Source organism: Streptomyces sp. NPDC007872, from assembly GCF_042868165.1.
Taxonomy (GTDB): domain Bacteria; phylum Actinomycetota; class Actinomycetes; order Streptomycetales; family Streptomycetaceae; genus Streptomyces.
In genome coordinates this window covers 300139-324018 of the sequence record NZ_JBIAEA010000008.1, presented here as the reverse complement: position 1 = coordinate 324018, position 23880 = coordinate 300139, and the positions used below count along the sequence as shown (strand labels likewise).

Below are 23880 nucleotides of genomic sequence, written 5' to 3'. Positions count from 1 at the left end.
GAACAGAACAAGGCACGGGGACGGCTACCGGAGAGTGGCGGACCGGGCCGGACGGCAACACGACTCAGCCCCACACCCGGAACAGGCACAGGACCAGGAGACGACGACAACAGGTAGCCGGGCGGAGCGATGTTGGCGGCTGAGCAAGGGGGCCGAAGTGGCCTTCCCTGGCGCAGTGGGCGAGCCCCGTGGCAAGGAGAGCCGGGCGGATGTGGGCACAGGAGCTGACAACAACTGGTCCTGAAGCCCGGTGGCAACCCGCGCCTGCGGTGGAGCGGGTCGCCACCGGGGTGGGGTGGTCAGTTCCGTGCTTCGTTCAGCACCAGGGTGTGGGCGTGCAGTTCCGCGAGGTAGCGCACCACCGACAGCCACACGCCGGGAAGTCCGGTCCTGGTCTGCTGCTGGAGCACGGCGGCGGCCTGCTCGGCCAGGGCGGATGCTCTGGCGTAGTCGGCCGGGCTGTCGTGGCGCTGGTGGTAGGCGAGGTGACGGGCTGCGCCGATGATGTCGCGGTGGGCGTGGGGAGCCATCTCTTCCAGGGGGATGCCGTCGCCGAAGATGCCGCTTCGGGGGTCGTTTTCGAGCATCAGGTTGCGGGGGTTGCGACAGGCCACCAGTTCGATCGCGTACCGGGCGACCTGGAGCCACATGGTCTGGCGACCGGTGCCGGCCGCGGTGTGCCACAGGGATGCAATCCGTCGTGTCATCTCCTCTGCCGCCATCAGGTGGTGGGGGTGGCCGGTGGCCCGGTAGTCGTTCAGGAGGTACGCGGCTCGGCCCACCGGGGCGCGGTCGTGTACCTCGGGGGCGGTCTCTTCAAGACGGGGGCTGAAATCGAATGCGTTCACAGGCTGGTTCCTTTCGAGGGACGGTTGAGGTGTGGTGTGGTACGCCGGACATCAGGTACTTCCGTCACCGGGGCGCTGAGTGGGCGATGGCAACCAGCGGGGAGTCTGTGGGGCGGCTGCGGCGCGTTGGTGCCCAGCGGAATCGGCTGGGAATGCGGCGTCCCGCTGGCCGGGTGCAGGACGAGACTGCGATGTAGCGGAGTTAGCGGAGCAAATAGACGGGATGGGCCCGGGGGGTTCCGGCACGGGGGTTCGGCGTCCGCTACGCGCCTGCGCCGGGACTGCGCGGGACGGGGTGAAGGCGGCAGGGCGCGGCGCGGCGGCCGGAAGTGGCTGCGGCCAGCGGCGAGGGCGGTACGGCCCGGGGGTGGTGGTCCCTGCGGGAGCAGTGGGAGGGAACCAGGGGGCGCGGGACGGCTCAGGCCCCGCAAGGAGCGGAGCCGGGGGCCGGGGGTGGAAGGGAAGTCAGAACGGGGCTTCGGTGCCGTCGCATGCCGTCTGCGTCCGCCGCGCGGTGCGGGTCGGCCTCTCATCGGCGGTGGTGTGCTGGCCGCCGTCCTGGATCCCGTCCCACTCGGCACGGCTGTAAGCGACGCAGTCCACGATGACACCGCCGGCGAGCTCGTCCAGCGTGCGGCGCTGGTACTCCTCCACCGACATGACCGGGGCCGGGGCCGGGGTGATGTCGTCGCAGTCGGCGGAGCCGACGGCGGTGGCGCGGGCCCCGAAGCAGTCGTCGTGCCCGTCCTCGTCGGCCGTGTTCCTCACCTCGACGACGGTGGTGAGCTGCTGGAGAGTCGGCTGCGTCTCGGGCACGACCTGGAAAACCGGCTCGTCCTCCACCTCCGGGTGGAACACGAACAAGCCGCGTGTGTGCTTCTCCCAGTACGTGTCGAACCGGCCAGGCGCCAAGTCCTCGAATGCAGCCGACCCGATCACCTCCGACCACAGCTCCCAGCACACCGTGTAGGTGTCACTGCCGGGGCGGACGGCAGTGATCCAGCCGCCGTGGTTCATCCGCGTCCGCATGATGACTTCCTTCGAGGCCTTCGCGTGGATCTCCTCCTGCACCTCGGCCATGTGCTGGTCGAACGTCTCGAAGTGCGCGTAGTCGTCGCGGGCGATGTCGTCTCTCCAGCTGCATCCGCGGCAGAAGGCGGTCCACAGCGGTCGGTCGTCCGATCCGGCGGGTTTCATCTCCAGATGGTGCTTCTCCCGCATGCGTTCCATCAGCGGGTCATCGGTGTAGTGCGGGCGCTCGCCCATCGTCGTTCTCCTTTTCGTCGTGGTGCGCGGGATGCAGGGGTTGGTACGGCTGGTGGACCGTGCCTGGGGCCGGGGCAAGGCCGGCAACCTGCGGGGACGGTGGGGGCGCGCCTGGCCGGGAGGGGGTGCGGGCGCCTCTCCCCCGGGTGTGTCGGTGGCGGGGTCCGGCTCTGGCGGGTAGGGACTGTGCGCGAGGCAGGGCGCAGGAGCGGCCCTGTCCTGGCGAGCGGGGGCTGGGGTTCAGGTGAGGTCGGTGCGGGTGCGGGCGATCTTGTTCATGGCGTGGCGGGCGGCGGAGCCGGGGTGGGGAATGTCACGAAGGCCATGGGCGGCGGCTTTCGCGCCGGAGGTGAACAGCGGTACCGGGGAGACGTAGTCGCGGATGGCCTGCGCGGCGTCCGAGCTGATCTCGCCGAAGCTCTGGGCCAGGCGGAGGCTGAGGGACTCTTCCATGTCGTGGCATCCGGCCCAGCCGCCGCAGACGCGGGCGCCGTCGGCGTCGCGGTCGTAAACGTGGCACTGGAACAACCCCGGGGGCTGGGACCAGGTGGGGCCGTCGTAGAGGGGGAGCTTGGCGTAGTCCTCTTCCGACCAGACACCGGAGGGGGTTTCGGTCTTGTAGGGGCAGAAGGTGCAGGGGCGTGGCGCGGGCGGGAGCGTCGTCACGAAAGGTGGCTTCCTGGTGCTGAAAGGGGCATTCTGCTGGCCGGGCCGGGTGGGTGGCCGGAGGCCCGGGGCGGCAATGGAGTGGCTGCAGCATGGTCGCGGTGGTGGCAAGCGCCGCAACCGTTGGTCGTGCCGGCTACGGAACAAGCCCGCGCCCCCCTACAACCAGCCGCCGCGGGCAGGGCCGGGCCCGCAGCCCTGTTGCGCCGCCTTCCGCAGCCGACCCGTCCGAGCCGCCGGCCGCCGGCCGCCGCAGATCGGTGGCAGACGGCCCGGGCGGGCGGCAGAGGGGACAGCCCGGGCCGGGACTGGGCCTGGCGTGGGGCCGTGTGGGCAGGGCGCGGTTGCCGAGGTCAGGGTTCGGCGATGAGCAGGGAGAGTTGGCCGTCGCTGGCGCATGCATCGCGGGCGTGTTCCTTCACGGCCATGGTGTGCTCCATGGCCTGCTGGTCTTCGAGGAAGCAGACGTACCAGCCGCAGCGTGTGCATGTGGACCAGATGAAGGTGCGGGCGTCGGTCGGGCGGGAGGGTGGGCGGGGGCCGAGCCAGGTCCGTATGTGGCTGGTGTCCACCGGGGCCGTCAGGCGTCGGCCTTCAGCGCAGTACTGCTGGACTTCTTCGGCGACGGTGGGAGTGTTGGCGGCGGCGGTGCAGGCGGGGCAGGTGTGGCGGTGTTCGGCGAACCGGTTGGGGAAGAAAGGGCGGCTGCTGGATGGCATCTGGCGGTCCTGGTCTTTCAGGCTTTGGTCGGGTGGTTTGGACCGGTGGGGCCTGAGCCGGGGTATACGGCCCTGGCCCCTCGTGGTCGGTGGTAGGTGCTTCAGGCGCGGGGCCAGCGGCGGTAGCGCTTGGGGGTGCGGGTCAGGTAGCGGGGGTAGGGGCTGGTCGGGGTGCGGTCGACGTCGGGTCGGCGGCGGGTGAGGTAGGGCGCGGTGTGGGGGGAGGCGAGAGGGAAGGGCAGGGGTGCGGAGCCCCGGCCGTAGGCGCCGGCGACCGGCTTGGCGGGGTCGGAGGAGTAGACGGTGGCCTTCGTCCACTGGTCGCGGCGGCGGAGCCTGGTCAGTCGGCGGCGGGTGATGCGGGCACGGGCGGCACGAATGGTGGACACGGGTCGGGCTCCCTTGCTGAAGTGGGTGGTGAACCGGGTGGGATGAGTGCAGCGTGTAGGAGTTGGGGGTTAGCGTCGCAACATCGCCGGCGGCGCCAGACCTGCGACACGGCATGACGCACACGGCCGCCGCCAGGCCGGGACGGGTAGCCGGGGCGCGTTCGAGCCGAGGCGGGCGGACTCCGGGAATGGGGCAGCACGGCGCGGCCTGGCCGGAGCGTTGGCGCGACAACGCGGGGGCCCCGGGCCGCTGAATGCGGTCCGGGGCCCGGGTGGATATCAGGAGGCGGCGGTGCGGGCGGGGTGGAAGAAGACGTCACCGGCTCCGGAGTGGAGGGTGACGATTCCGTTGGGCAGTTCCAGATGGACGCTGATGGTGCGGCTGTGGGTGGCCTGCCAGGCGAGCGAGCGTAGCCACTGGCCTGTGACCGGTTCCTGGGCCGATCCCTCGCCGGTGAAGTTGCAGCAGGTGTAGTGGTTGGCGCTGATCAGGTCGGTCTCTCCGGGGTGGAGACGGTGGACCAGGGCGAAGCTGCTGCCCGCAGTATGCCGGGTCTGCCACCAGCGACTGACGGTGTGGTCGGCCAGGTTCAGGCCGCGGGGCTGGCCGGGGATGATCCACCGGCCTTCGTAACGCATCCACTCGTTGCCCTGGGGGCAGCAGATGCAGTCTCCATCGCGGAACGCCGGCGGGGCGGTGTGCGCCCGCCCGTTGCGTGCGAGAGTGAAGAAGTCGGCAGCTGCGGCACGTGGGCCATCGTAAGGGGCTGGAGCGGGCACGGCCGGGGCGGGGCGCGGGGTGGTGGTTGTTGGGCAAGTGGGCGCGAGCATGGCAACTCCAGTCCAGGGGCGGCGGGAAGACCGCGAGAGCACGCGGGCCCGGATCCCGATACGGCTGGGGTGAGGCAGGCTTGACCACATCGGCCGATAGGCTAGGAGGGAGCCGTGTTCGCGGTGCTCTCGGTGCCCGCACACTGAGGTGTCTGGTGGCAAGCCCCGCAAGCCCCAACCAGGGCGGCCGCACGGCGCGGGGCTGGTAGGCCTGGGGCGTCGAATCAGGTAGCCCTGCGGCAAGGGACAGCCCCGACAGCGCGAGTGCGGTGCCGGGGCCAGGTGGAGTCAGGCGGACGGAGCCGGAGGAGTGGGGGTAGTCGCCATTCCCCCGGCCGTGACCCGACTCTGCCGCCCCAAGCCCCGCAACACTCACCTGCCCGGGGCTGGGGGCCGCTGGACCGCGGGCAGGACGTGCGCGGGGTGTGGCCGGGCGGCCGGGCGCGGCAGGAAGCGAGGCGGTCCCAGCCCCGCTGCACGGGCCGGAATCGGGGCGGTGGCAGAGGCCGGGCTGGGCGTGGGTTACACGCTGGTGATGTGACTGCTTGCGCGAAGGAAGCGTCGGAAGCGCTTGCGGCACCTCCAACATTGCCGCCGACGAGGTCAGCCTCCGCAACTTCTCACTCCCGCGCCCGCTACGGGCGACGTCCAAGTTGAGGCGGCGGGTTTTCGGAACGGTCCGTCCCTGGCCATAAGCATCTGTATGTAGTGCTGGTGGGGTGGTCGGAGGCGGAAGCCCCGGCTCGCTCGCAGCGGGCCGGGGCGCATTTGCCGGTTGGGGCGGGCAGGATGCCTTCAGGGATTGGTGGTCAGATCTCCTGATCGGCATCGGTCCAGAACACCCCGTGGGGGGTGTAGTGCCACCACGCCCCGGCAGCCGTGAGGGCGTCGATCTCGTTGTAGAGGGAGCCTGCGGTCCGGCGCTGGTAGCCAGTCGCTGTGATGGCTCCTTGTACGGCGTCCGCCTGGTCGATGCCGACGGCCCGGCAGCCGTTGTGAATGAGATCGTGCACGGTGCCGCGCCAGGAGGTCCATGCAGCGGTTAGAGCGGGGTGGACGGGTGCGGATCCGACTGTCTGGTCAACTGCGTGCTTCACAGCTTCCTCGGCGTTGAGCCTTCGTATGGTGGCCGGTTCGACATTGGTCGTCAGCGGGTCGTGAGGCGATTCAGGGTTGGGGTGAGACGACATGAGTACTTCCTTCGGCTGCTGGCCCGTCAGGTGCGGGCGGGTGAACTAACGGTCATCAGCGCCGGAGTTAGGTGGGCAACCGTAGTGGGGCTTCGGGTGTGCCCGGCGGTGTGGACACTGCCCTGGGGCCGAGCCAGCCGCGCGACTCCTGTCGTGTGCCGGCGTCTCTGCGGCGCGGTCCCCGGCGAGCGGGGCCGGGGTGCCGAAGCCCCGGGGTTGGTCAGCCGATCGTGAGGTGAGCCCGGATCCTGTCCAAGCCGGTGACGTTGCGGAGACGGCGCGCACGGTGTGCTTGGAGTGCTTGAGCTCGGCGGTGGGCGGTGTAGGGGTGGCGGAAGTTTCGGGCCAGGAAGCTGCCCTGCTCGTGGAGTCGGGCGGCCGTCTGCACGGTGATGTAGGCCTCGGCGGTCTCTTCGAAGATCAGCTGCGCGATTCGCAAAGGGCAGCCGTTCAGAAGCGGTTCGGCGCTAGGGCCTTCTTGCTCGAATGCCGCGATAGCGGTGTCCACGAAGGTGAGGTGGGCAGGATTCTGGCACTGGGCTGCGATGTCCCGCAGTCCCTCCATGACATGTGGGAATTCAAGGACGTAGCCGCTGGGTGTCACCTTCATGAAGTCCTCCAGGAGTCAGGGCTGCGGTATCTCGGCGGGGCGCCGGGATAGGCCCCGGGATGGGAATGGCCGTCGTCCCCCGGGGCAGCCGACTCGATCTTGGCTAAGGGCTGTCCCGCAATGACCTGGAGGCCCGAGTCGAGGCTCGAAAAGATGTGATGCCGTGCACGCAGCGTGTGTACGGTGCCGGAGTGATCGACTTTGATGGCGCTCGGTTGGGCGCGGAGGCCGCGCAGCGGTTGGCGGAGGCGGACTGCTGTGAGATAGCTCCAGGGCTCACGGAGGAAGAGTTCAGCCGGATAGAGGCGACCTATGAGTTCGAGTTCTCCCCGGAGCATCGTGCATTCCTGGCGGCAGGGCTGCCGGTCGCTTCACCTCCCGAGGAAGGCGCGGCATGGGAGCAGCCCTGGCCCGACTGGCGTCACGCTGATGAAGACGACCTGCGCCATCGGCTGGAGTGGCCGGTACAAGAAGTGCTGGGCGACGTCGCTCATGGCAGCTGGCATCCGGCCCTGGGAGCGCGTCCCACCTCCAAGGAAGAGGCCTTGGAAGTGGCCCGAGCGGTACTTGTACGAGCCCCACGGCTCGTTCCCGTCTATGCGCACCGCTTCATACCCGCAGGTCGCGACACTCCGGGACATCCGGTCCTGTCGGTGTGGGGGGCCGACATCATCTGCTACGGCCAGGATCTGGCCGACTACATCGACCGCGAGTTCGGCGAGATCGATGAGGGCGCGCCCTGGAATCCGCAGGCATCCGTCCCGCTCTGGAAGGACTTCCTCGGCTGAGATTGCCCCGGCTGATGCCGATGTAAATGATCTCTGTCGTGCCTGGTGTGATCACGGCCTCGGAGCCGTCTTGGATAGTCCCGTTCACCGGTGTGGCTCCGCGCCAGTTCAACCGGGTGGTGCGTGCGCTGCGGCGCGAAGGCGCCGACATCGCTCGGCGCGGCCGGCCGTGGGGGATTCCGCTGGAAGACCGGTTGCTCCTGGTGGCCGCGTACTGGCGCACCAACCTGACGCTGCGCCAGCTCGCACCGCTCTTCGGCGTCTCGAAGTCCGCGGCCGGCCGCATCGTCGGTCACCTCGGCCCCCGGCTCGCGCTCAAGCCCCGCAAACGGTTCCGCAAGGACACCGTGCTCATCGTGGACGGAACTCTGGTCCCCACCCGCGATCACACGGTGGCCGAGCGGTCCAAGAACTACCGGTACTCCACCAATCACCAGATCGTCATCGACGCCGATACCCGGCGCGTCGTCGTGGTCGGCCGGCCGTTGCCCGGCAACCGCAACGACTGCAAGGCGTGGGCACTGTCCGGAGCCGAGGAGGCCGTCGGCCGCACCACCGTCATCGCCGACGGCGGCTACCGAGGCACCGGCCTGGTAATCCCGCACCGTCGCGAGCGTGGGCAGAGCGAACTGCCGGCTTGGAAGGAAGAACACAACACTTCTCACCGTCAGGTCCGCGCCCGTGTCGAGCACGCCTTCGCCCGCATGAAGACCTGGAAGATCCTCCGCGACTGCCGGTTGAAGGGCGACGGCGTCCATCACGCGATGAGGGGCATCGCCCGTCTGCACAACCTCGCACTCGGCCGATAGGCGAGCCGAGCGGACAGCAGTCGATCACGGCCCTACTGACTCGAAGACCTTTACGGGACAGCCCTTAGCGGAGAAGTAAGGGACGCAATGGGCGACGGAAAGCCGGACCGGACGAGCAGTCGTGTCCCCGGGAGGGCCTCGGGCCTCGTGCAATGCGGCCCGAGGGCAAGTCGGTGGGGAAGGCGCGAGGGCCAGATTGCAGCCAGAGATCAGGCTGTGAGAGCGCTGGCCCGCGCAGCCAGTTCGGCGGCCAGGGTCTGTCGGATGACGGCGTCCGCCAATCCTGGCGGCATCGCGTTGCCGACCTGTTCGTACTGTCTGGTCCGCGATCCCTGGAAGGGGTGGTTGGGAGGAAAGGTCTGGAGAGTGGCTGCGTCAGCTACCGAGACCCGGATCATGTCCTTGCGACCGCCACGGCAGGCGGGGAGCGATTCAGCCGGAACGGTTCGGGTGTCTGCAATCCATCGACCAGCGTCGCGTTCGCCGTACAGGGTGGCCCGGCTGCCGGAGCCACCGACGCAGGAGGGGTCTGGACCGCCCGCCGCGGTGCCTACCGCAACAGTGAGAGCCGGGCGGTGCGTCATTCCCCAGCCAATCGCCTGTGCCATTGACACCCAGGGTAGGAGGTCGGGGTGACCGTCGTCCCGCGCGGTGTTACGGCTGTAGCGGCGGTGGGTGGGTTCGGGGAGTGCTACTGGGCCCTGCCAGCGGGCTACCAGGATGGCGCGGGATCGCGTCTGGGGGACTCCGTACGCCTCGGCGTTCAGGCGCCCGGTTTCCACCGTATAGCCCTCTCGTCGCAGGATCTGCGCCATCGCATCCCAGACAGGTAGCACTGTGGGGACCTGCTCCAGCATTACGGTTCGGTATGGGCGTCCGCTGTCCAGGGCCTCAAGAATCCAGCGCAACGGCTCGAGCACCAAGCCTGTTCGCTCGTCGTCGAGGGCGGTAAGGCCGGACCGGAATTCCTGCCTCGCAGCGAGCAGGTATGCGAAGTGCAGCACGGTGTCCAGTGCTCGGCGCCCGGCCCCCTTGCCGCCGATGGAGTACGGCTGGCATGGCGGGGATCCGATCAGATCTGTGGCGTCCGGGAAGTCGGCGGGGCTGTAGGCGCGGACGTCGCCCTCAACGGTTCCCAGACCAGCGGCTCGGCGGGTCTCGCAAGCGGAATGGTCGATCTCGATGCCAGTTACGGCGAGACCGAGCTGCTGCGCGGAGATGTCCCATCCGCCAGGCCCTCCGAACAGGTCAACTATATGGACTGGTGGCGTACTGTTCATGGCCGCTTCCTCGACTGGTGGCCCTTTCTCACTGGAAGCGGAACCTCCGTGGTGAGCTGACTGAGCTAGGTAGCCAGGTGTGAGGTTTAGCGACGCAAGACACAAGCTCGTTGCATCAGACTTGACTTGGCGTCAGTCGGTAGGCCCGGACTGACGTCCCGGCGGCGCGTGGAGTGCGGATGGGTGGCTCCGCGACCTGCACGCCCAGACCGGAGACCGGCAGCAGAGGAGTAGCGCACAGAGTCGGACGAACTCGGCGAGAGGCGGGGTGCACCGGTCCCGGTCAGACCAGAGCTGTGTGCTGATGTGTGGAGAGCGGCCCCGGTACCGCACGGAGTCCCGGGCCGACTGGGTTCACCGTGCACAGATGCTGGCTGGCTTGGTGGTCGTCGCTGGTTAGCGGCTTCCCGGTTTGATATCGAGCGTAGTGTCGCCCATCCACAGGCGGCAGCCCAGTTCGTTGAGCTGCTGGACTTCTTGTTGGGCACCGGTCCGGGCACGCTCGAAGGCTCGCCAGAAGTTGGGGCCGTGCGCCGGACCGGTCACTCTCATGGCGTGGATGAACTCGTGGACGAGTACATGTCGGACCAGTTGCGGTGGGAACTGGAAGGTCTGCCATGCCAGCCGAACCGTGTTTGTGGCGGCGTCGTGCGCTCCCCACCGGGTGCGGCCGATGTTCGCCACGCGGACGGCCGGCATGGGTCGACCTGTTCTCAGCCTTCGCCACCAGTACTCGGCCTCATTGGGCTGGTTGATCCATGCGTCCGCCTCACGGATGTACCAGTCGATCAGAGGTTTCCCACCGCGGGCGCGGGCGTCTCGGGAGAGGAGCAGCCAGGAACGGCCCTGGCGGGCGACGGGGACTTGGGCATTGTCCATGATGCGCAGGCGCGCGGAGCGGCCGAGCCAGAGGAAGCCTTCGCCGCCGACCAGCTCCTTGACGGGGTGGTCCGGTACGTACTGGCGGGACTTCATCAGCATCGTTGCTATTCGTTCGCGGTTCTTAGTTAGCAAGACCACGACCCGTTCCGCGGGGATGCCGGCGGGCACGTGCACGGTGATTCCCGGGTCGCCGGGCTTTATCGTCATGCCGAGGGTCTTTCTCCGTACGCTGACCCTCACCTCATGGACGTACCCGGTGAGCGTGGGTTCGTTGGTAATGGCTTTGTGAACGAGGGCTTTGGTGTCGTGCATGTCCTACCTCTCTGTTCTGGGGGCGGGCAGTCGGATGCTGCAGCCGTGGGCTCCATCCGGGGGTGCCTGGCCGTGGGTACGCTGCGGAGCGCGGGGGCTAGGGCCGCAACCCGGTACGGATCGGGCCACGCCGGCGGCGAGTGGTGGCTTTAGAAGTGGATGCCGGATCTCGGTGGTGGAGACGGGCTAACGGCGACGGGTCTGCCCGCGCAAATGGCGTGGGCAGACCCGGCGGGTCTGGCGGATTCTTGTGCGCTGGTGAGCGGGCTCCACACGGATGTGGTGACTGGTGTTGTTGAACGGACAGCATGGCCTCAGTGACGAACTGGGCTCCTGAGCGGTGTCACAGGGAGGCCGCTTGGCCCCTCAAAGGCCGTTGTAGAGGTAGCCGATGTAGCGGTCCACGTGCGGCCTGCCCTGGCCTCGGCGCGGTTGCTTGTGGGGTTGGGCCTATCTACTGGACCGTTGTGGTCTGCCTTTTTGATCATGACACGGGGCGGCCCGGCCCCACGCGTTGGTGGGGCCGGGCCGCCGGTGGAGGTGCTTGGTCAGCGGGTGGGCTGGGAGGCAGGCATCTGGGACCAGATCCGGTCAGGCAAGGGGTGGTGCAGCTGCCACGTGATCGCCATGGGCTTGGTTCCGGTGTGGTTCTTGTAGGTTCCGGGGCCAAGGAGCACCCACGGCATCGCCTTGCCGGTCGCCGTGTCTTTGCTCTCTCGCATGAAAAGCAGGACGTGGCTGCGCTGCTCGGTGTGCTTCTGGTAGCGCTGACCGGTCGGGGAGTCGGGCGCAGTGGCGTTCTGCGACTCCCAGTGGAATTCGGTTCGGCTGATCGCGTAGTCCTTGTAGCGGACAGTCGGGGAGAAGTCCCGTTCGCTCTTGTTGAGCGTGATCAGCAGAGCGTCTGTCCGGTTCGCCTCGTCCCAGAGCACTCCCTGGGCGAAATAGCCAGGCATCTGGCCGCCGAGGCGGGCCACGCCTAGTGCGGCCAGGATTTCGGACCGGTTGTAGGCGTGGTGAATGTTCAGGGGGATGTGTACATGAGCTCCTCCGAGCGGCTGGCCGTCGTGCAGGCGGTCACTGGTCAGCAGGTAGGCGAGGATCTGATTCAGCTCGCCGCGCACCGCGTGCTGGGCGCGCAGTGAGGCGAGCCCGGCCGCGTACGTCGTGAAGCCGCCCTTGTCCCACAGGTTGAAGAAGAGCATCCGTGCCAGGGTCTGGTCCCACTCGTCCAGGGAATCGTACGAGGGGGCATCGTCGGCCGTGAAGCGCTGGTAGGTGGAGGCACGTTCGGCGTCGTCGACGTGCAGGAAGCTGTGCATGCGCTTGAGCAGAGCCGCTTCGCCGGGAAGAGCGGTGGCGGGAGCGGGCACGAGCTCGGCGCGGCGCAGGATCGCGGTCCAGGTGGTTGCGCCCCGGTACACGTCGGTGATGTCGCGGCCGGTGGCGTTCAAGAAGTCTGTGAGCTGAAGACTGCCGACCTTCTTGGCTTCCTGGACCAGCGTGTTGATCGTCGCCCGCTGCGGTATCGCGGGGGTGCTAGGGCTCGTGGAGGAGGTGTCGTCGGTCATCGGGTTCTTCCCTTTTCGCCGGGGTGCAGAGTGCGCCAAGGTGAATACGCAAAGACCGGCTGGCGCTGTTCGCGGTCGGTGCTGAGTGGGACTCTGACCGGCTCAATGCCAAGGCTTACAAGCCCTTGCGTTGGGCAGGATGGCCGGCGGCGGTGGTACCCATGTGCGTGGCTCGGTGCGTGCAGGTCGGTGCCTGCTGCTGGCCCTGCGTCGGTGGGGTCGGTGGAAGTCGTGGGGCTCGCTGCTCGTGGCCCTGGCTACGCACCGCGGCGCCCCCGCGTTCGAGGTACGCGGGGGCTTCAGGCAGGCCTGCAGTGGGCTTGGCCACTACTGCAGACCTGTGTCGCGCGAGGTGACTACTTCACTGCCGGGGCGAGGTAGCCGTGTGCCGCTGTGCGTGGGCAATCCTGCGCTGGCGCTTCACAAGGTTCTCCCGCCGCACCCTGCGGTAGTCGGCGCGGTAGGGGTGCTCTTTGACGGCTGAGGCCGCGTGTGATGTCCGGCGGAAGATGGCTTGGATGTCGCTGGAGAGCGCGGCCCCGATCCGGAGGCTAACGTCCACGAGGTCCTCGTGGTCCGGCTCATCGGCGAGAGTGCCGCCGGACTCGTAGTGCGAGATCAGGCGGGCGGCGTAGCGGGCGTGGTCTGGCTCGTCGGCGACGGCGGCTTTGAGATCAGCAATTTGGGTTTCCCGTTCGGTCTTGGTGTACAGCGACCTGGAGACGTCGGGCTTCCGGCTGGGCGCGGCGGGCTCGGCCTGGCACAGTTTGGTGGCGGCTGTGGAGCGGACCGGGTTGCGCTGCAGCCAGAGGGCTGCCGTCGGACGGCTTCGGTGGTTGAGCCGCAGGATCCTTCCCGCCGTGGTGAGAGCGGAGTAGAGGCCGCTGCTGCCCTGGGCCGTGTAGCCGATGACCTCGTCGTCCTTGTGGACGGGGCGTACGTCATGCATGCCTGCGGCGATGGCTGTGGCTTTGATCTGAGCCCCGCTGAGCTTCTGCGGCGGTCGCGAGACTGCGGACTGGCTTCGCGGCTGTTCCACTTTCTGCGGCGGAACTTCGCGCACTGATTCTTCGGGAGTGTGGTTCTGCGGGGGCGCGGGGCGCTCGTAGTCCACCGATCCATAGAAGTTGACGTGAAAGTAGTCGACCTGCGAGTCACTGCCGTCGTAGTTGTAGGCCTGGTGAATGACTTCGAGGTCGGTGAGTACCGCCGCAAAGGCGACCGATGGGACCCATCGCATGTCTCCCCACCGGTCTCGCTCCTGAACGAAGCCCCACTCAAGGGGGATGTCCTTGACGCGCATCCGGATCGCGCCGCCGCCAGCAAAGTATTCGCTGGTGACGGAGACTTTAATCTCCTTCGGCATGTCGCCGAGAGGGTCGACGGTGGCGAGCGCGCCAGGTGTCGAACTCTTCGTTCCGACCTTGCGGGCTATCTTGATGTCGGCACGCATGAGCTTGGCAATATCAGGAAGCCGCATGTTCTTGACCTGCTCATACTTGTCACCGTAGACGACTTCCGGAAGCCGGTAGCCGCCTGACCTGGCGGTGCGAGTGTCGGTGACGTCCTCTCCGTTGTCTCGCGCCTTCTCAATGACTCGATTGAGCATGCGCTTTGCAGCGTCGCGCTCTTCGGCTGCGGTGCGCGGGTGGTTGATCAGATTCTGGAGGAGTTCGACCTTCCGGGCTGTGCGGGACTTGGTGGGCGGGATCCGCTTACGGGGCATGGCTGGTCCTCGGAGAAGGGGGCCGCCCGGGTCAGCGGCTGAGGTGACCGTCGCTGACATGTGGCCTAGTACTGCAAGGGTGCTTACTCGGAAAGGGCAATGCCTGCGGTTCGTCGCCGGGCTGCAGTGTGCTGGCGTCCAGGGCGGGAGGGGTGGCGTCGGTCATGGTGTCTGTCATCTCTGTGTGAGGTGGCACGGTGTCGAAGCCGGAGTGAACCTTGACACCAGTGAAGAAGGGGGGCGGCATGCAGGGGCTCGGCCGCACGGTGAGAGGGCGGCATGGGAGCGCCTTCGGGCACCCGGCACTCCCCCGGTCATGATCAAGGTGCGCAAGAGCCGGGGTAAGGGGTGTCGAAGTCCGGTCGGCAGGCGGTACGACGACCGTGGGAGGCCCGCCCGGGGCGGGGTGGCCCCCTTGCACGGAACAGGTCACTGGCTGCTGGGCCGAGTGTGCGAGGGAGCAGCGTGGTGAAGGGCAGGGCGCGGCAGTTCGCCGCGCCCCGTGCGGGCAGGTTTCTATCAGTGCATGTCGTCGGGCAGTTCGTCGGCGGGGATGTCGTCGATGCTGACCAGTTCGGCGCTGTCGGCGTCGCCGAGCGTGATGTAGCTGATCACGTGGCCGTCGCGGGTCGTCAGGTCGATGTCGAAGTCCTCGTGGCTGATCTCTTCCAGCGCAGTCTGGGCCGCGTGGACGTCGGTGGCGGTGACGTGGATGGTGACCGTGCCGTCCAGGCGCAGTGCAATCCGGTGCCTGGTGGCCGGCCGCTCCGGCTCGCGGTGCGCGGTGATGACCGCCTTCACGTCGTCGCTGAGCGGGGTGTATGCCAGGCCGTCGGCGCTCGTGTCGACCAGTGGCCAAGAACCTCGGAGGGTAATCTGCGGCTGCTGTGCGCCGAGGAGTTCGATGTGATCGGGGAAGAGTGAGGAGGCCACACTGGCGGGCAGAGCCTCACCGGTACTGATGAACCATGCCCAGCCGTGCGCCGAGTCTTCTTCGTCATCGCGGTTGGCGGTGACCGCGATGACCGCGCCCGGGTCGGTGACTATGGCGCGGGTGAGCCAGTCCAGGACGACGGACACCTCCGCGGGACTGAAGTGGATGTCGTAGTCGTCACCGGGGCGGCCGGTGATGGCGAGGCTGGACCCGGTGGTCAGGTGCACGGCGATCGTCATGCCCGGCTCGTCCTCGAACACGGAGTTAAACGCGCCGACGAACAAAGAAGCGGCAGCGGCCCGGGGGGAAGTCGCGGGAGCGGGAGTGGTGGTCATGGCAGGGCCTTTCACGGAGTGAGAATCGAGTAGAAGCGCGGCCGGGGACGGGGTGGTGGTCACCGTTCGACCCGGGCCGGTGTGAGGACTGTGCCGAAGTTGGCGGCAAGGGGCGCAAGTCGGCCGGGGGTGGGCGGAGGTGCGCAGCGTGCGGTAAACGGAGTGACGCGCGACGACGGCAGTGAGGATGGGGACGTAAGACAGCCCCCGAACCCGGAACAGATGCCGCAGGTTCGGAGCCGGTGGTCGGCAAGGTGAGGCGAAGTGGGTTAGGGGGTGGTGCGGGAGTGCCTTCAGGCACCCCGACACTCCCCCGACCGGGAACAAGCCCCGCAAGAGCCAGCGGGCAAAAGGGTATCGGGGCCGGTCGGCAGGTGGTACGGCGAGCACGGCCGGGCGGCATGCTCCGCACCGGGCGGGAGCGGGGCGTAGTCGCAGCCCTGGGGGCGGGGGCGATTGCCGACGATCAGTGGAATGCGGGCGGGGTCGATCCAGAACGGCACGGCGGCCATCGGTGCGAACTCCTGCCAGGAAAGGGAGGCCCTGGGGTGGAGGTTCGGCGGGGTTTCAGGGTGCGGCGGGGACGGGGTAGTTCGGCAACCATGAACCACCGGGTGCGGGGCGTGAGGTGCCCCGGCCCGGGCAGCGGACGAGCGGCGGGACGGTTGCCTCCGGGGGCAAGGTGAGTGAGGAAGCAGCGGCCCTGCGCGGCCCAGACGTGGCAGGGATCCCAGCCGGACTCGGTGTCATGCGCTGCACCCCGGGCAGGGCCGCAGCGGTCCTGCCCGGGGTGCAGCGCATGACACCGAGCGGGCGGGTTCAGGTGATCCGGGGGGCATAGGTGTGCGGGACGAGGAGCGCGAGAACGTCTGCGATGGGCACGATCATGTCCGAGGGCAGGGACGCCTTTCTAAGGGCGGCCAACGCGTTGGGGGTGTCCATGTCCTGGATCTTGAGCATGAGGTCGTAGTAGTCGGGGTCGTCGGACGCCTTCTCTCGCGCGGCCCTCAGGGCCGCGTCGAACAGGGCGTGCGCGACCTCGGCGACGGGAGCCGCGTCGAGGACGAGAATGGCGTCAAGGCTGGGACGCCCACTGCCGGGAATCTCTTCCCGGGGCGGCAGGGGACCCCACTTCGCCTGGTAGATCTGCTTGCCGTGGGCGGTGGAGGTCACCGGCGTCCCGATGCTGCCGGACCAGTCGACGAGTTCTTTGTCTTGGGCGCTTTTGATGGTCGGCCGGTTGACGTTCATCCCGGTCTCAAGCCGGAGGTTGCCGCGCTCGCGCAGGTAAATGCTTACACCGTCTCGGCCTTCGTTCTCCACGACCTCGCGCAGAAGCCGCAGCTCGGATGCCTTCGGTTCGTTCGTCTCGCTCATGACGTTCCTTTCAAGGACGGTGGACGGCGACCAGTGGCCGGGAGGCACATAGGCCGTGCCCGGCGTGGCTGGCCAGTGGAACGGGGCGGCCGCCCCCGTCCTGGCCGGTGGCCCGACAGTGCCGTACAGGTGGGCAAGGTACTCAAGATCTGGGGGCAGCCAGTCAGCGGGGGCAGTTCTCGATGCACCTGCAGGGCGAGGTGGTGGCTACCGGACGCCGGGCCGGCAGCGCGGTCGTGGAGCGGGGGGCGGCAGCCAGCCGGTGCCGCCAAAAACGGCAGGCCAGGGTTGGCAGGGCGGGCGGAGCGGCGAAAAGTGAACAGGGTGGAGCGAATCCGAAAGGCTCACCCTGGGCAGGGCGGGCATGGGCGCGGGGTCCTTTCCGTGGTGTGGAGGGGTGTGGTCAGAGCATGCGCAGGAGTGGGGCCTGCAAGCGTGCCGGCGCCGGGAGTGCGGGCCGCAGCACGGCGAACGGCCCCGCCTGCGGGGGCGCAGGCGGGGCCGGGAGCCAGAACGGAGTACCAGGGGTCAGTGGGCGCTCGGGGCAGGGTTGTTGCCGTGACGGTCACCGGGGAAGATGTCGCCCTCGATGTAAGTGATCATCGATCCGTCGGGGGGCGCATCGTGTAGTAGACCGGTGATTCCGCCCAGAACAGTTCCCAGTCCGCGGTGTACAGGGCGGCGCTGACGGTCTCGTCTCCGCCGGAGCCTTCGAAGGAGATGGGGGCGTCTCCGTCGGAAGGCAGGATGCGCAGGACGTCGTCTGCGTTCTTGGCGGTGCGCAGTTCTTGGAGCTGCTTGTCGATCTTTGCTCAGAAGGTGTCGGGCATGGTGCGTCTCCCTTGTTCACGTGACGGTCATCCCCCCAGGGCGGTGGTGTGCCGGTGGGGTAGGTGGAGGTTCTCGGGCGGGCGGCCAAGGCCTGCAATCCCGCCGACTGCGGGGGTGCGGCTGGCGGTCAGGGGGTGGGCTTGGGCGGGTCGGGAAGGGAGAAGACGCGGCGCGCGTAACGGGGCGGCGGCTGGTCGGGAAGGACCTGCTCGACCAGGGTCAGGACCCAGGCGGGGACGCCGTCGCGGGACTGCGCGGGGTAGTAGAAGCGACGGCTCGTCCACGCTTCGCTGGTACGACGGTTGACGATCTTGCGGCCGCGTAAAGTGAGCACGTCCACTTTCCACCGCAGGGTGTCGGGCGCGTCTTCGGCCGGGGAGGGACGGAGTTCGGCCTCGAATTCCTCGGCACGCATGAAACGCGTGCCGTCCCGGTCGGTGGCGATCAGCTGAGGACGGCTGATCGTGCCGGACACGGTGAACGTGACCTCGGGTGTGCCTAGACGGATCTTCACGAGAGGGCTCCTGGTCGACGAGACGGATAGGCGGCAGCCGGGGGACAGCCGCAGGGGGATGAGCGGGAGCACTTCCGGCACCCCGACACTTCCCTGGCCGGAGGCAAGCCCCGCAAGAGCGGGCCGAAGGTGTCGGGGTTTCGGGCGGCCAGGGCCGGGCTACAGCACGTTGCCGTCGCAGTCGGCGTGGCCGTCGGCGGTGACGTGGGCTCCAAAGCAGTTGTCGTGCCTATCCTCGCTGTCACTCGCCTCGATGAGGGTGGTGAGCTGCCGCGTGGTCGGGTAGTGGTCGAAGCTTTCGTCCATGTTGAGGAGGCCGCCGGTCTCGGTATCGGTCACGTCGAAGCTCAAACTGGGGTGGTTCTTCCAGGTCAGGCGGTGTACTTCCACGTGGTGGCCGTGGATGGTGTGTTCGCCGACGATGCGATCCGATGCGTTGTTGTCGCTCATGCTGGGTCCTGTTCAGCCGGTGGTCGGGTCGGGTCTGAGGAGTGAGCGGAGGAGGGCCCCGACGCCGTGAGGGCGGGGAGTACACGGTTCTTGCGGCGCTTGTTGTGTGTCGGGGTGTGGTAGCCAGGCGGTGTGGCGTGCCGGAGGGGCAGGGTGAAGGGTTTTTGAACTGACGGCCAAGGCCCGCAACCCCGCCGGCTGGGCAGAGGCACGCTGAGGGCGGGCTTGGGCGGCCCGGGCACGATGTCGTTGCTGTGCCCGGGCCAAGGTGCTGGGGTGATGATCAATCGATGGTGCCGTTGTGCAGGCCCATGGACGCCTCGATCATGGTTGCCTCCTGGTCCGCGTCCTGGGCACATGCCTCGCACGGGTCGATCTCGGTGCACTCGGGCGACTGGTTGCCGTTCGGGCACGTCAGTCCGTCGTCCTCATCGGCTTCCTGGCCGTTTTCGTGGATCTCTTCTTGGGAGGCGAGTTCGGCCGTGGTCTCGATGTCGATCTCGTCGGTGCCGTGGTAGACGATCGTGGCGCCGTCGGTCTCGGTCTCGGTGTACGGGGGGAGGTCCTTATCGTCGTCGGGGTCGCCGGTGCTGTAGATACGCCGGTTGCAGTCCGCGGCGGTGCAACGCCAAGCCTTCTCGCCCTCGACATCGATCTGCTCTGTGTCGGTCGAGCAGTCGGGGCAGGTCGGCGGAGACCACTCCTGCCACGGCCACAGGCCGCCGATCTGGTATCGGCCATCGACGTCGGGTTCGATGAGCCGTCCCGGGCGGCCCGGTTCGGCACGCAGCCGGGGATCGGAGGAGATGAGCAGGAGTTCATGGAGCCAGCGGCAGGTGAGGTGACGGCCTGCGTGGCTGCGAAGCAGGTCGATGGCGATTTGCTCGGCCGTGGCCCGGGTGACGCTGATGGCGCTCCAAGGGCTCCACGCCCGGGAGACGGGCAGCGCCTCGTAGGGGCCGAACGTGCTGCCATCGAGGGTGAAAAGGTCGGGGAGTAGCGGGGCGCAGTCCAGCGGCGGTAGGGACCCGGCAGTGGTGGCGGGGATGATCGCGACGGGGGTGTTGCGGTAGACGATGACACAGTCCCTGTGGTCGTCGGCGTCGTCCAGGCACAGGTAGCGGTCCGCGGTGGCGCCGTGGGCGTGGAGGTTCTCACACTTTTCGCACTGGGTCGGGCAGGTATCGAGGGGGCGGGGGTGAGCGGTGAATGCCTCGGGGGCGTGCTCGGCGTGGCGAAGGCCGGAATCGTCGGTGAAGAAGGCGACGACGATGTCGCCGGGGCGGACCTGGTGGGCACGGACCACGGTGGCGTGGCCCAGGGTCATGCCGTCAGGCAGAGGCCGGTAGCGGTCGGTAAGGGTAATGGCGGGGCGGTCGGTGAGCACAAACTGGTCGGTGCTGCCGGGCAGGGACAGGACACGCTCGGGCACGGTGGGACCTCTTTCGAAAGTGGCGGGCGGTGGTGAGGAGCGGCGCGCGAGCCAGGTGGCCGGGGCACGCCGCGGGGAAAAGGGGTGCCGGGCCGCCCCGGGTGAAGGGGAATGAGGGCGGCCCGGCCGGCCGGGGGCTCGACCGCACCGGGGTGAGGGAGTGGTGCAGGAGCGCCTTGCGGCCGCACTGACACTGCCCAGCGCGGGAGCAAGCCGCGCAAGGGCCGACAGCGGGGCTGTGTTGAGCAGGCCCGTGCCGTGGGCGCAGTGGTGGGGCGGTGGCCTTCCCGGACCGGCATGGCGCGGCCCCCGCGTCTTCGGCCGTGTGTGCGGAGATGCGGAGGCTGAGTGCTGTGCGGCTGGAGTGCAGGGCGGGCGGCGCCTGGATAGGGGGACGGTCAGTTATCCAGGAACCGATTCACGGCCTCCCCCGGGGCCAGCTTCTTGCCGTCCGGGAGGCGCCGGCAAAGGGCGCCGCCGATGGCGTCGCTGTTGACCATGGCGCCGAGAGCGCCGAACTCCCGCAGGCGCCTCGGGATCGGCTTCCGCGTGCATCCAGTTCTAACGATGATCACAGAGTGCTCATCCGACGCCGCGGGGCATGCCGTTCAGTTCCCGGCAGGGATGGACCGATCGGAGGTGTACAGGCGCCGCACGACGAACCCCCATCGAGGTGGGCGGCCGTACGGCCCTTCGCGTGGCGCATGGCCGCTGTTCGTGTCCCGTGCTCGTCCTTGGCCTGGACGCGGGCGAGTTCGCCGCCCTCTGCGTCGGTGCTCACCGATCAGTCGGTGAGGTCGCCCTCGGGCTCCGGGGACAGCGGGGAGAGCGTGCGAAGCCGGGCCAGGGGTACGCGGAGGGGTCTTTCGTGCTTCACGCTGTGGGCCTTGACCGTGCCGTCTGCGGCGGGCTCGGACATCACAACGACGATGTCGCGGTGCTCCTGGCCCTCCTCGGAATGTGGAGGGTCGCTGCGGTGACGGGGAACTATTCGGCGAGCTGCGCGGTGCGTGCCCGGTTGGCGGCGTTCACGCCGTGGTGGGTGAGCGTCCAGTGACGGATGTTGGAGGGGATGGACGGGCCGCTGCGGTCGCGCAGCACGGGACGGATCCACTGGCGCAGTCGCATGATGCGGAGTGTGCGGGCCTTGGCGTCGGACGGGATGCGGCGCTGGGAGTCGTCGAGGGCGGCGAGCAGGAGACGGGCCTGGTAGTGGCTCGCAGGGGCGTCGAGGGCGGTACTGGTCATGACGGAGTTCTCCTTGGTGAGGTGGTGGTGAGCCGGGGGTGGTGGCTGCGGGGGTCACGGGCGCGGCGTAGCGGCTCGTGCTGCGGTATGTGGGCGGTCGGCCGGTTGGAAGAGGCAGATGGATGCGGGGGCAGGGTTGGGGGTTTGGAGGTGCCGGGCCGCCCTGGGTGAGGGGGATGGGGCGGCCCGGCAGGCCGGGGCTCGACCGCACAGTGGAGGGGAGTGCGGGAGCGCCTTCCGGCCAGAGCGATACTGCCCCGCGCGGGGTCAAGCCGCGCAAGGCCCGGCAACCCGGTAGCAGTCGGCGGGCGGGCGGCAGCATGACGAGAGGGTGGGGTGAATGCATCGGGGCCCACCCTGGGCAGGGTGGGCCCCGATGCGTTCACGGGCGGGGGTTCAGCGCTCGCGGATCCTGATGGTTTCCGTAGTGGTCAGGGTGTGTGCGGGCAGCGTTGTCCGGCCTTCGGTCATCGCCCGGTACATGCGGTGGATGCCGTCGATGAGCAGGATGGCGGGACCGTTGTCGAACTCCAGGGTGGCGATGATGACCGGCTTGTTCAGGTCGGTTTGCAGGGCGTGTTCGGCGTTGAAGGCGGACTGGTCCGGGCCGAAGACGGGGCACCAGCGCGCGTCGTCGTAGCCCGGGGTGAGCTGGTCCAGGTGGTAGGCGGCGACCCAGTCGGCGACAGCGGTGGGCTTGGTGTCGCGGAGGTGGTCCTTCAGGAGGGCCTGGGCCTGGTCGATGTTGAACAGCCACTTCCCGTAGAGGAACAGCTGGGTGGCGGGAGCGGACATGGTGGTTCTCCGTGTCGGCCGGCTCGCAATCGAGCTGCGAGGAGTGGTCAGGGGCGTAGCGCAGGACGGGCGGTGACCGGCTGCCTTGAGGTGTGGGGCATCCCGGTGCAGAGGCGGCGGGGGAACGGACAGGCGGGGCCTGGCATCTGTCAGGCGAGGGAGGCAGCGGCCAGGACCAGCGAGTTCAAGGCGGCGAACAGGTGGGCGTCGCCGTGTCCGTACGCGGCCTTCAGACCATGGGCGCGGGCATTTGCCAGGTGTGCCATGCCGCGGAGGCTGTCGTCATCGTCCATGCCGTCGTACTTCGCTTCTCCAGCTCCGATCACGTCCGCCAGGATGTCGGACAGGTCAGCGGCGTCGTGCAGCTCCCAGCGTTCGGGCAGGTACACGATGGTCCCGAACGTGTCGGGCACCCATGTGGTGAGCTGCATGCGGGCGGTCTCGATCAGTGCGCTTTCGTCGACGGTGGGCCGGTGGTCGCGAAACGGGTCCAGCTCGATGCGTCCCTCATAGCGGTCCGCGAGGTGGGCGCTGGTGGCGATGAGCGAGTAGAGGGCTCCCAGGAGATAGGCGTCGCCGCGGCCATGTGCGGCATACAGGCCGTCGGCGTGGGCGTGGAACAGGTGTGCCAGACCCCACGATTCGGTGTCCCCGCTCACCGGGACGCCGAAGTGGTGGACGTGCTCGGTGAGCTCGCCCAGGAGGCGGGCGATGCTGTCGGCAGGCCCAGCCATGAGCGTCTGCGGGGCGGGGACGGTGAATCCCAGCTCGGCACCCACCCAGGTGCGGAGCTGCACGTGGATCGCTTCGGCCAGTGCGCCCGTGTACAGGACCGGCTTCGGGTGGGGGTAGATGCTCAGGCCGGCGGCTACGGCGTCGGCGGTGAAGGTGCTGGTGGTCTTGGTCATCGCGTTGTCTTTCTCAGTCGGGGTGTCACTGCGGGTGCTCTCGCCTCTCCCATGGAGGGAAGGCGGGGCCCGGCGGCGGCCTCACGATGCTGCGAGGGGTGCTCTTCCGGACCGGGGCTGACGCTCCCCCGCGCGGGGGGCAAGACGCGCAAGACCCGGGTGCCGTACAGACGGGTGGGCGGCCCGGGGGCGGGACGCCGGGGAGAGTCGGGGCCGGGACGCGGCGACGCCCCGGCCGGGAAGGGCTGGGGCGTCGTGGTGTGCGGGGTTCTACTGCTCGGCGTTGTTGCGTTCGTCGTCGGTGGCCTGCTGCGTGTGGGCCAGGGCCGTGGACCGTTCGGCGGCCGTATCGTCCTGCCCGGGGCCGGCGAGGTTCTGCCGCAGCACAGCGGCACGCTCCTTACCCAACCCCAGCCAGTACGCCTCGCCCTGGGAGCCGGACAGCAGAACGGTGACGGTGTCGTCGTCGCCCCACAGCACGTCGTCCAGGCCCCAGCGCAGCTGGGTCGGGTTGTCGGCTGCCGCAAGGTCCGCAGCGTCATCGGCGCCGAGGAACTCATCGAGAGCATGGTCGCTGTCTGTGCCGTGTTCGTCCTTTTCCGCGAGCTGTCCGATGAGGTCGCGGTTCTGTGCGCGCAGGCGCTCCAGTTCCGTGTCGCGGACGGCGAGCACCGCGTCTGCGCGCCGTTGCGAGTGGCAGGAGCCGACCCGGTCGTCGGGGTGGACGCATCCGGTCCAGTACGGGCGGCCGGTCACCGGGCACGGGTGAGTGCGGTGCGCCTCGTCGAGCGCTGCGATGTATGCGGCGCGCAGCGAGGCGGGAGTGTCAGGCGCGGCCGGTTGGGTGCGAGGACGGCGGACTTCGGCGGCGAGTACGGCGACGTGCTTGACACGGGGTATCGCGGTGATGGCGTTGAGGCTGAGCTGCTGGTCGGTCACAGGGGTCTCCTGCCTAGGAGTGGGGTGGTGGCGGTGTGGTGGCCCGCAATGTCGGGGTGGGCGCGTCGTGAGGAGGTGCCGAGCCGCCCCCTCACCCCTAGGAGAGGCAAGGGGGCGGCCCGGTGGCCGGGGGCTGCCGCACAGCGCAAGGGGGCTGATGCGGGAGCGTCTTGCGGCCCCGCTGACACTGCCCCGGGCGGGTCCAAGCCCCGCAAGCCCTCCCCCGGCGA

The 23880-nt window shown here is 68.7% G+C and carries 24 protein-coding genes; 2 read left to right on the top strand and 22 right to left on the bottom strand.

What is annotated here, in order from left to right:
• Positions 1–299 precede the first annotated feature (299 nt).
• The 8 genes from ACFYNX_RS27370 to ACFYNX_RS27335 form a co-directional block, all read right to left on the bottom strand.
• Entirely contained in the window at positions 300–848 is a 549-nt protein-coding gene (locus tag ACFYNX_RS27370) for a hypothetical protein (protein WP_388665060.1), read from the bottom strand.
• Positions 849–1313: 465 nt separating this feature from the next.
• Complete coding sequence (locus tag ACFYNX_RS27365; protein ID WP_388665058.1) at positions 1314–2114, bottom strand: hypothetical protein; 801 nt, start codon at positions 2112–2114, stop codon at positions 1314–1316.
• A gap of 240 nt (positions 2115–2354) precedes the next feature.
• Positions 2355–2780: a DUF6283 family protein gene (locus tag ACFYNX_RS27360; protein ID WP_388665056.1), complete on the bottom strand. Its 426-nt coding sequence runs from the start codon at positions 2778–2780 to the stop codon at positions 2355–2357.
• Positions 2781–3133: 353 nt separating this feature from the next.
• A complete protein-coding gene (locus ACFYNX_RS27355) occupies positions 3134–3499 on the bottom strand; it encodes a hypothetical protein (protein ID WP_388665054.1) in 366 nt (121 codons plus the stop codon).
• A gap of 101 nt (positions 3500–3600) precedes the next feature.
• On the bottom strand, positions 3601–3888 hold the full coding sequence (locus tag ACFYNX_RS27350) for a hypothetical protein (RefSeq protein WP_388665052.1): 288 nt from the start codon (positions 3886–3888) through the stop codon (positions 3601–3603).
• A 279-nt stretch (positions 3889–4167) separates the two neighbouring features.
• Positions 4168–4527, bottom strand: coding sequence for a hypothetical protein (locus tag ACFYNX_RS27345; RefSeq protein WP_388665050.1), 360 nt, complete (start codon positions 4525–4527; stop codon positions 4168–4170).
• Between the two features lie 1001 nt (positions 4528–5528).
• On the bottom strand, positions 5529–5732 hold the full coding sequence (locus tag ACFYNX_RS27340; protein WP_388665048.1) for a hypothetical protein: 204 nt from the start codon (positions 5730–5732) through the stop codon (positions 5529–5531).
• A 397-nt stretch (positions 5733–6129) separates the two neighbouring features.
• Positions 6130–6519, bottom strand: a complete 390-nt coding sequence (locus tag ACFYNX_RS27335; protein WP_388665046.1) for a hypothetical protein — start codon at positions 6517–6519, stop codon at positions 6130–6132.
• A 191-nt stretch (positions 6520–6710) separates the two neighbouring features.
• Between ACFYNX_RS27335 and ACFYNX_RS27330 the strand changes: the two genes are divergently transcribed.
• Together ACFYNX_RS27330 and ACFYNX_RS27325 are read left to right on the top strand one after the other, a co-directional pair.
• The gene (locus ACFYNX_RS27330; RefSeq protein ID WP_388665044.1) at positions 6711–7307 is read left to right on the top strand and encodes a hypothetical protein; all 597 of its coding nucleotides are present in this window, start codon (positions 6711–6713) and stop codon (positions 7305–7307) included.
• Between the two features lie 38 nt (positions 7308–7345).
• Positions 7346–8116 (top strand): transposase, encoded by a 771-nt coding sequence (locus ACFYNX_RS27325; RefSeq protein WP_388665076.1) that lies wholly within the window; start codon positions 7346–7348, stop codon positions 8114–8116.
• Positions 8117–8325: 209 nt separating this feature from the next.
• On the opposite strand, the gene ACFYNX_RS27320 is transcribed toward ACFYNX_RS27325, so the two are convergent.
• The 14 genes from ACFYNX_RS27320 to ACFYNX_RS27255 all read right to left on the bottom strand — a co-directional run bounded on the left by ACFYNX_RS27320 (position 8326) and on the right by ACFYNX_RS27255 (position 23650).
• The gene (locus ACFYNX_RS27320) at positions 8326–9396 is read right to left on the bottom strand and encodes a DNA cytosine methyltransferase (RefSeq protein ID WP_388665042.1); all 1071 of its coding nucleotides are present in this window, start codon (positions 9394–9396) and stop codon (positions 8326–8328) included.
• A 396-nt stretch (positions 9397–9792) separates the two neighbouring features.
• Positions 9793–10590, bottom strand: a complete 798-nt coding sequence (locus tag ACFYNX_RS27315) for a YgjP-like metallopeptidase domain-containing protein (protein WP_388665040.1) — start codon at positions 10588–10590, stop codon at positions 9793–9795.
• Between the two features lie 548 nt (positions 10591–11138).
• Positions 11139–12161 (bottom strand): DUF3427 domain-containing protein, encoded by a 1023-nt coding sequence (locus ACFYNX_RS27310; protein ID WP_388665038.1) that lies wholly within the window; start codon positions 12159–12161, stop codon positions 11139–11141.
• A gap of 361 nt (positions 12162–12522) precedes the next feature.
• Positions 12523–13887, bottom strand: coding sequence for a hypothetical protein (locus ACFYNX_RS27305; protein WP_388665036.1), 1365 nt, complete (start codon positions 13885–13887; stop codon positions 12523–12525).
• Between the two features lie 519 nt (positions 13888–14406).
• Positions 14407–15156, bottom strand: coding sequence for a hypothetical protein (locus tag ACFYNX_RS27300; RefSeq protein ID WP_388665034.1), 750 nt, complete (start codon positions 15154–15156; stop codon positions 14407–14409).
• An 819-nt stretch (positions 15157–15975) separates the two neighbouring features.
• Positions 15976–16533, bottom strand: coding sequence for a hypothetical protein (locus ACFYNX_RS27295; protein WP_388665032.1), 558 nt, complete (start codon positions 16531–16533; stop codon positions 15976–15978).
• 958 nt (positions 16534–17491) lie between these two features.
• Complete coding sequence (locus ACFYNX_RS27290; protein ID WP_388665030.1) at positions 17492–17878, bottom strand: hypothetical protein; 387 nt, start codon at positions 17876–17878, stop codon at positions 17492–17494.
• A 159-nt stretch (positions 17879–18037) separates the two neighbouring features.
• The gene (locus tag ACFYNX_RS27285; protein ID WP_388665028.1) at positions 18038–18328 is read right to left on the bottom strand and encodes a hypothetical protein; all 291 of its coding nucleotides are present in this window, start codon (positions 18326–18328) and stop codon (positions 18038–18040) included.
• Positions 18329–18611: 283 nt separating this feature from the next.
• Entirely contained in the window at positions 18612–19760 is a 1149-nt protein-coding gene (locus ACFYNX_RS27280) for a hypothetical protein (protein ID WP_388665026.1), read from the bottom strand.
• 784 nt (positions 19761–20544) lie between these two features.
• Positions 20545–20679 (bottom strand): hypothetical protein, encoded by a 135-nt coding sequence (locus ACFYNX_RS27275; RefSeq protein ID WP_388665024.1) that lies wholly within the window; start codon positions 20677–20679, stop codon positions 20545–20547.
• 68 nt (positions 20680–20747) lie between these two features.
• The gene (locus tag ACFYNX_RS27270; protein WP_388665022.1) at positions 20748–21008 is read right to left on the bottom strand and encodes a hypothetical protein; all 261 of its coding nucleotides are present in this window, start codon (positions 21006–21008) and stop codon (positions 20748–20750) included.
• A gap of 396 nt (positions 21009–21404) precedes the next feature.
• Positions 21405–21803 (bottom strand): hypothetical protein, encoded by a 399-nt coding sequence (locus ACFYNX_RS27265; protein WP_388665020.1) that lies wholly within the window; start codon positions 21801–21803, stop codon positions 21405–21407.
• A 149-nt stretch (positions 21804–21952) separates the two neighbouring features.
• Positions 21953–22711, bottom strand: coding sequence for a hypothetical protein (locus ACFYNX_RS27260; RefSeq protein ID WP_388665018.1), 759 nt, complete (start codon positions 22709–22711; stop codon positions 21953–21955).
• Between the two features lie 270 nt (positions 22712–22981).
• Entirely contained in the window at positions 22982–23650 is a 669-nt protein-coding gene (locus tag ACFYNX_RS27255) for a hypothetical protein (protein ID WP_388665016.1), read from the bottom strand.
• Positions 23651–23880 lie beyond the last annotated feature (230 nt).

Excerpts from the sequence above, each read along its gene's own strand:
- ACFYNX_RS27365 (WP_388665058.1), bottom strand. The coding sequence starts at position 2,114 with ATGGGCGAGCGCCCGCACTACACCGATGACCCGCTGATGGAACGCATG.
- ACFYNX_RS27355 (WP_388665054.1), bottom strand. The coding sequence starts at position 3,499 with ATGCCATCCAGCAGCCGCCCTTTCTTCCCCAACCGGTTCGCCGAACAC.
- ACFYNX_RS27345 (WP_388665050.1), bottom strand. The coding sequence starts at position 4,527 with ATGCGTTACGAAGGCCGGTGGATCATCCCCGGCCAGCCCCGCGGCCTG.
- ACFYNX_RS27335 (WP_388665046.1), bottom strand. The coding sequence starts at position 6,519 with ATGAAGGTGACACCCAGCGGCTACGTCCTTGAATTCCCACATGTCATG.
- ACFYNX_RS27320 (WP_388665042.1), bottom strand. The coding sequence starts at position 9,396 with ATGAACAGTACGCCACCAGTCCATATAGTTGACCTGTTCGGAGGGCCT.
- ACFYNX_RS27315 (WP_388665040.1), bottom strand. The coding sequence starts at position 10,590 with ATGCACGACACCAAAGCCCTCGTTCACAAAGCCATTACCAACGAACCC.
- ACFYNX_RS27310 (WP_388665038.1), bottom strand. The coding sequence starts at position 12,161 with ATGACCGACGACACCTCCTCCACGAGCCCTAGCACCCCCGCGATACCG.
- ACFYNX_RS27305 (WP_388665036.1), bottom strand. The coding sequence starts at position 13,887 with ATGCCCCGTAAGCGGATCCCGCCCACCAAGTCCCGCACAGCCCGGAAG.
- ACFYNX_RS27300 (WP_388665034.1), bottom strand. The coding sequence starts at position 15,156 with ATGACCACCACTCCCGCTCCCGCGACTTCCCCCCGGGCCGCTGCCGCT.
- ACFYNX_RS27295 (WP_388665032.1), bottom strand. The coding sequence starts at position 16,533 with ATGAGCGAGACGAACGAACCGAAGGCATCCGAGCTGCGGCTTCTGCGC.
- ACFYNX_RS27285 (WP_388665028.1), bottom strand. The coding sequence starts at position 18,328 with ATGAGCGACAACAACGCATCGGATCGCATCGTCGGCGAACACACCATC.
- ACFYNX_RS27275 (WP_388665024.1), bottom strand. The coding sequence starts at position 20,679 with ATGTCCGAGCCCGCCGCAGACGGCACGGTCAAGGCCCACAGCGTGAAG.
- ACFYNX_RS27270 (WP_388665022.1), bottom strand. The coding sequence starts at position 21,008 with ATGACCAGTACCGCCCTCGACGCCCCTGCGAGCCACTACCAGGCCCGT.
- ACFYNX_RS27265 (WP_388665020.1), bottom strand. The coding sequence starts at position 21,803 with ATGTCCGCTCCCGCCACCCAGCTGTTCCTCTACGGGAAGTGGCTGTTC.
- ACFYNX_RS27260 (WP_388665018.1), bottom strand. The coding sequence starts at position 22,711 with ATGACCAAGACCACCAGCACCTTCACCGCCGACGCCGTAGCCGCCGGC.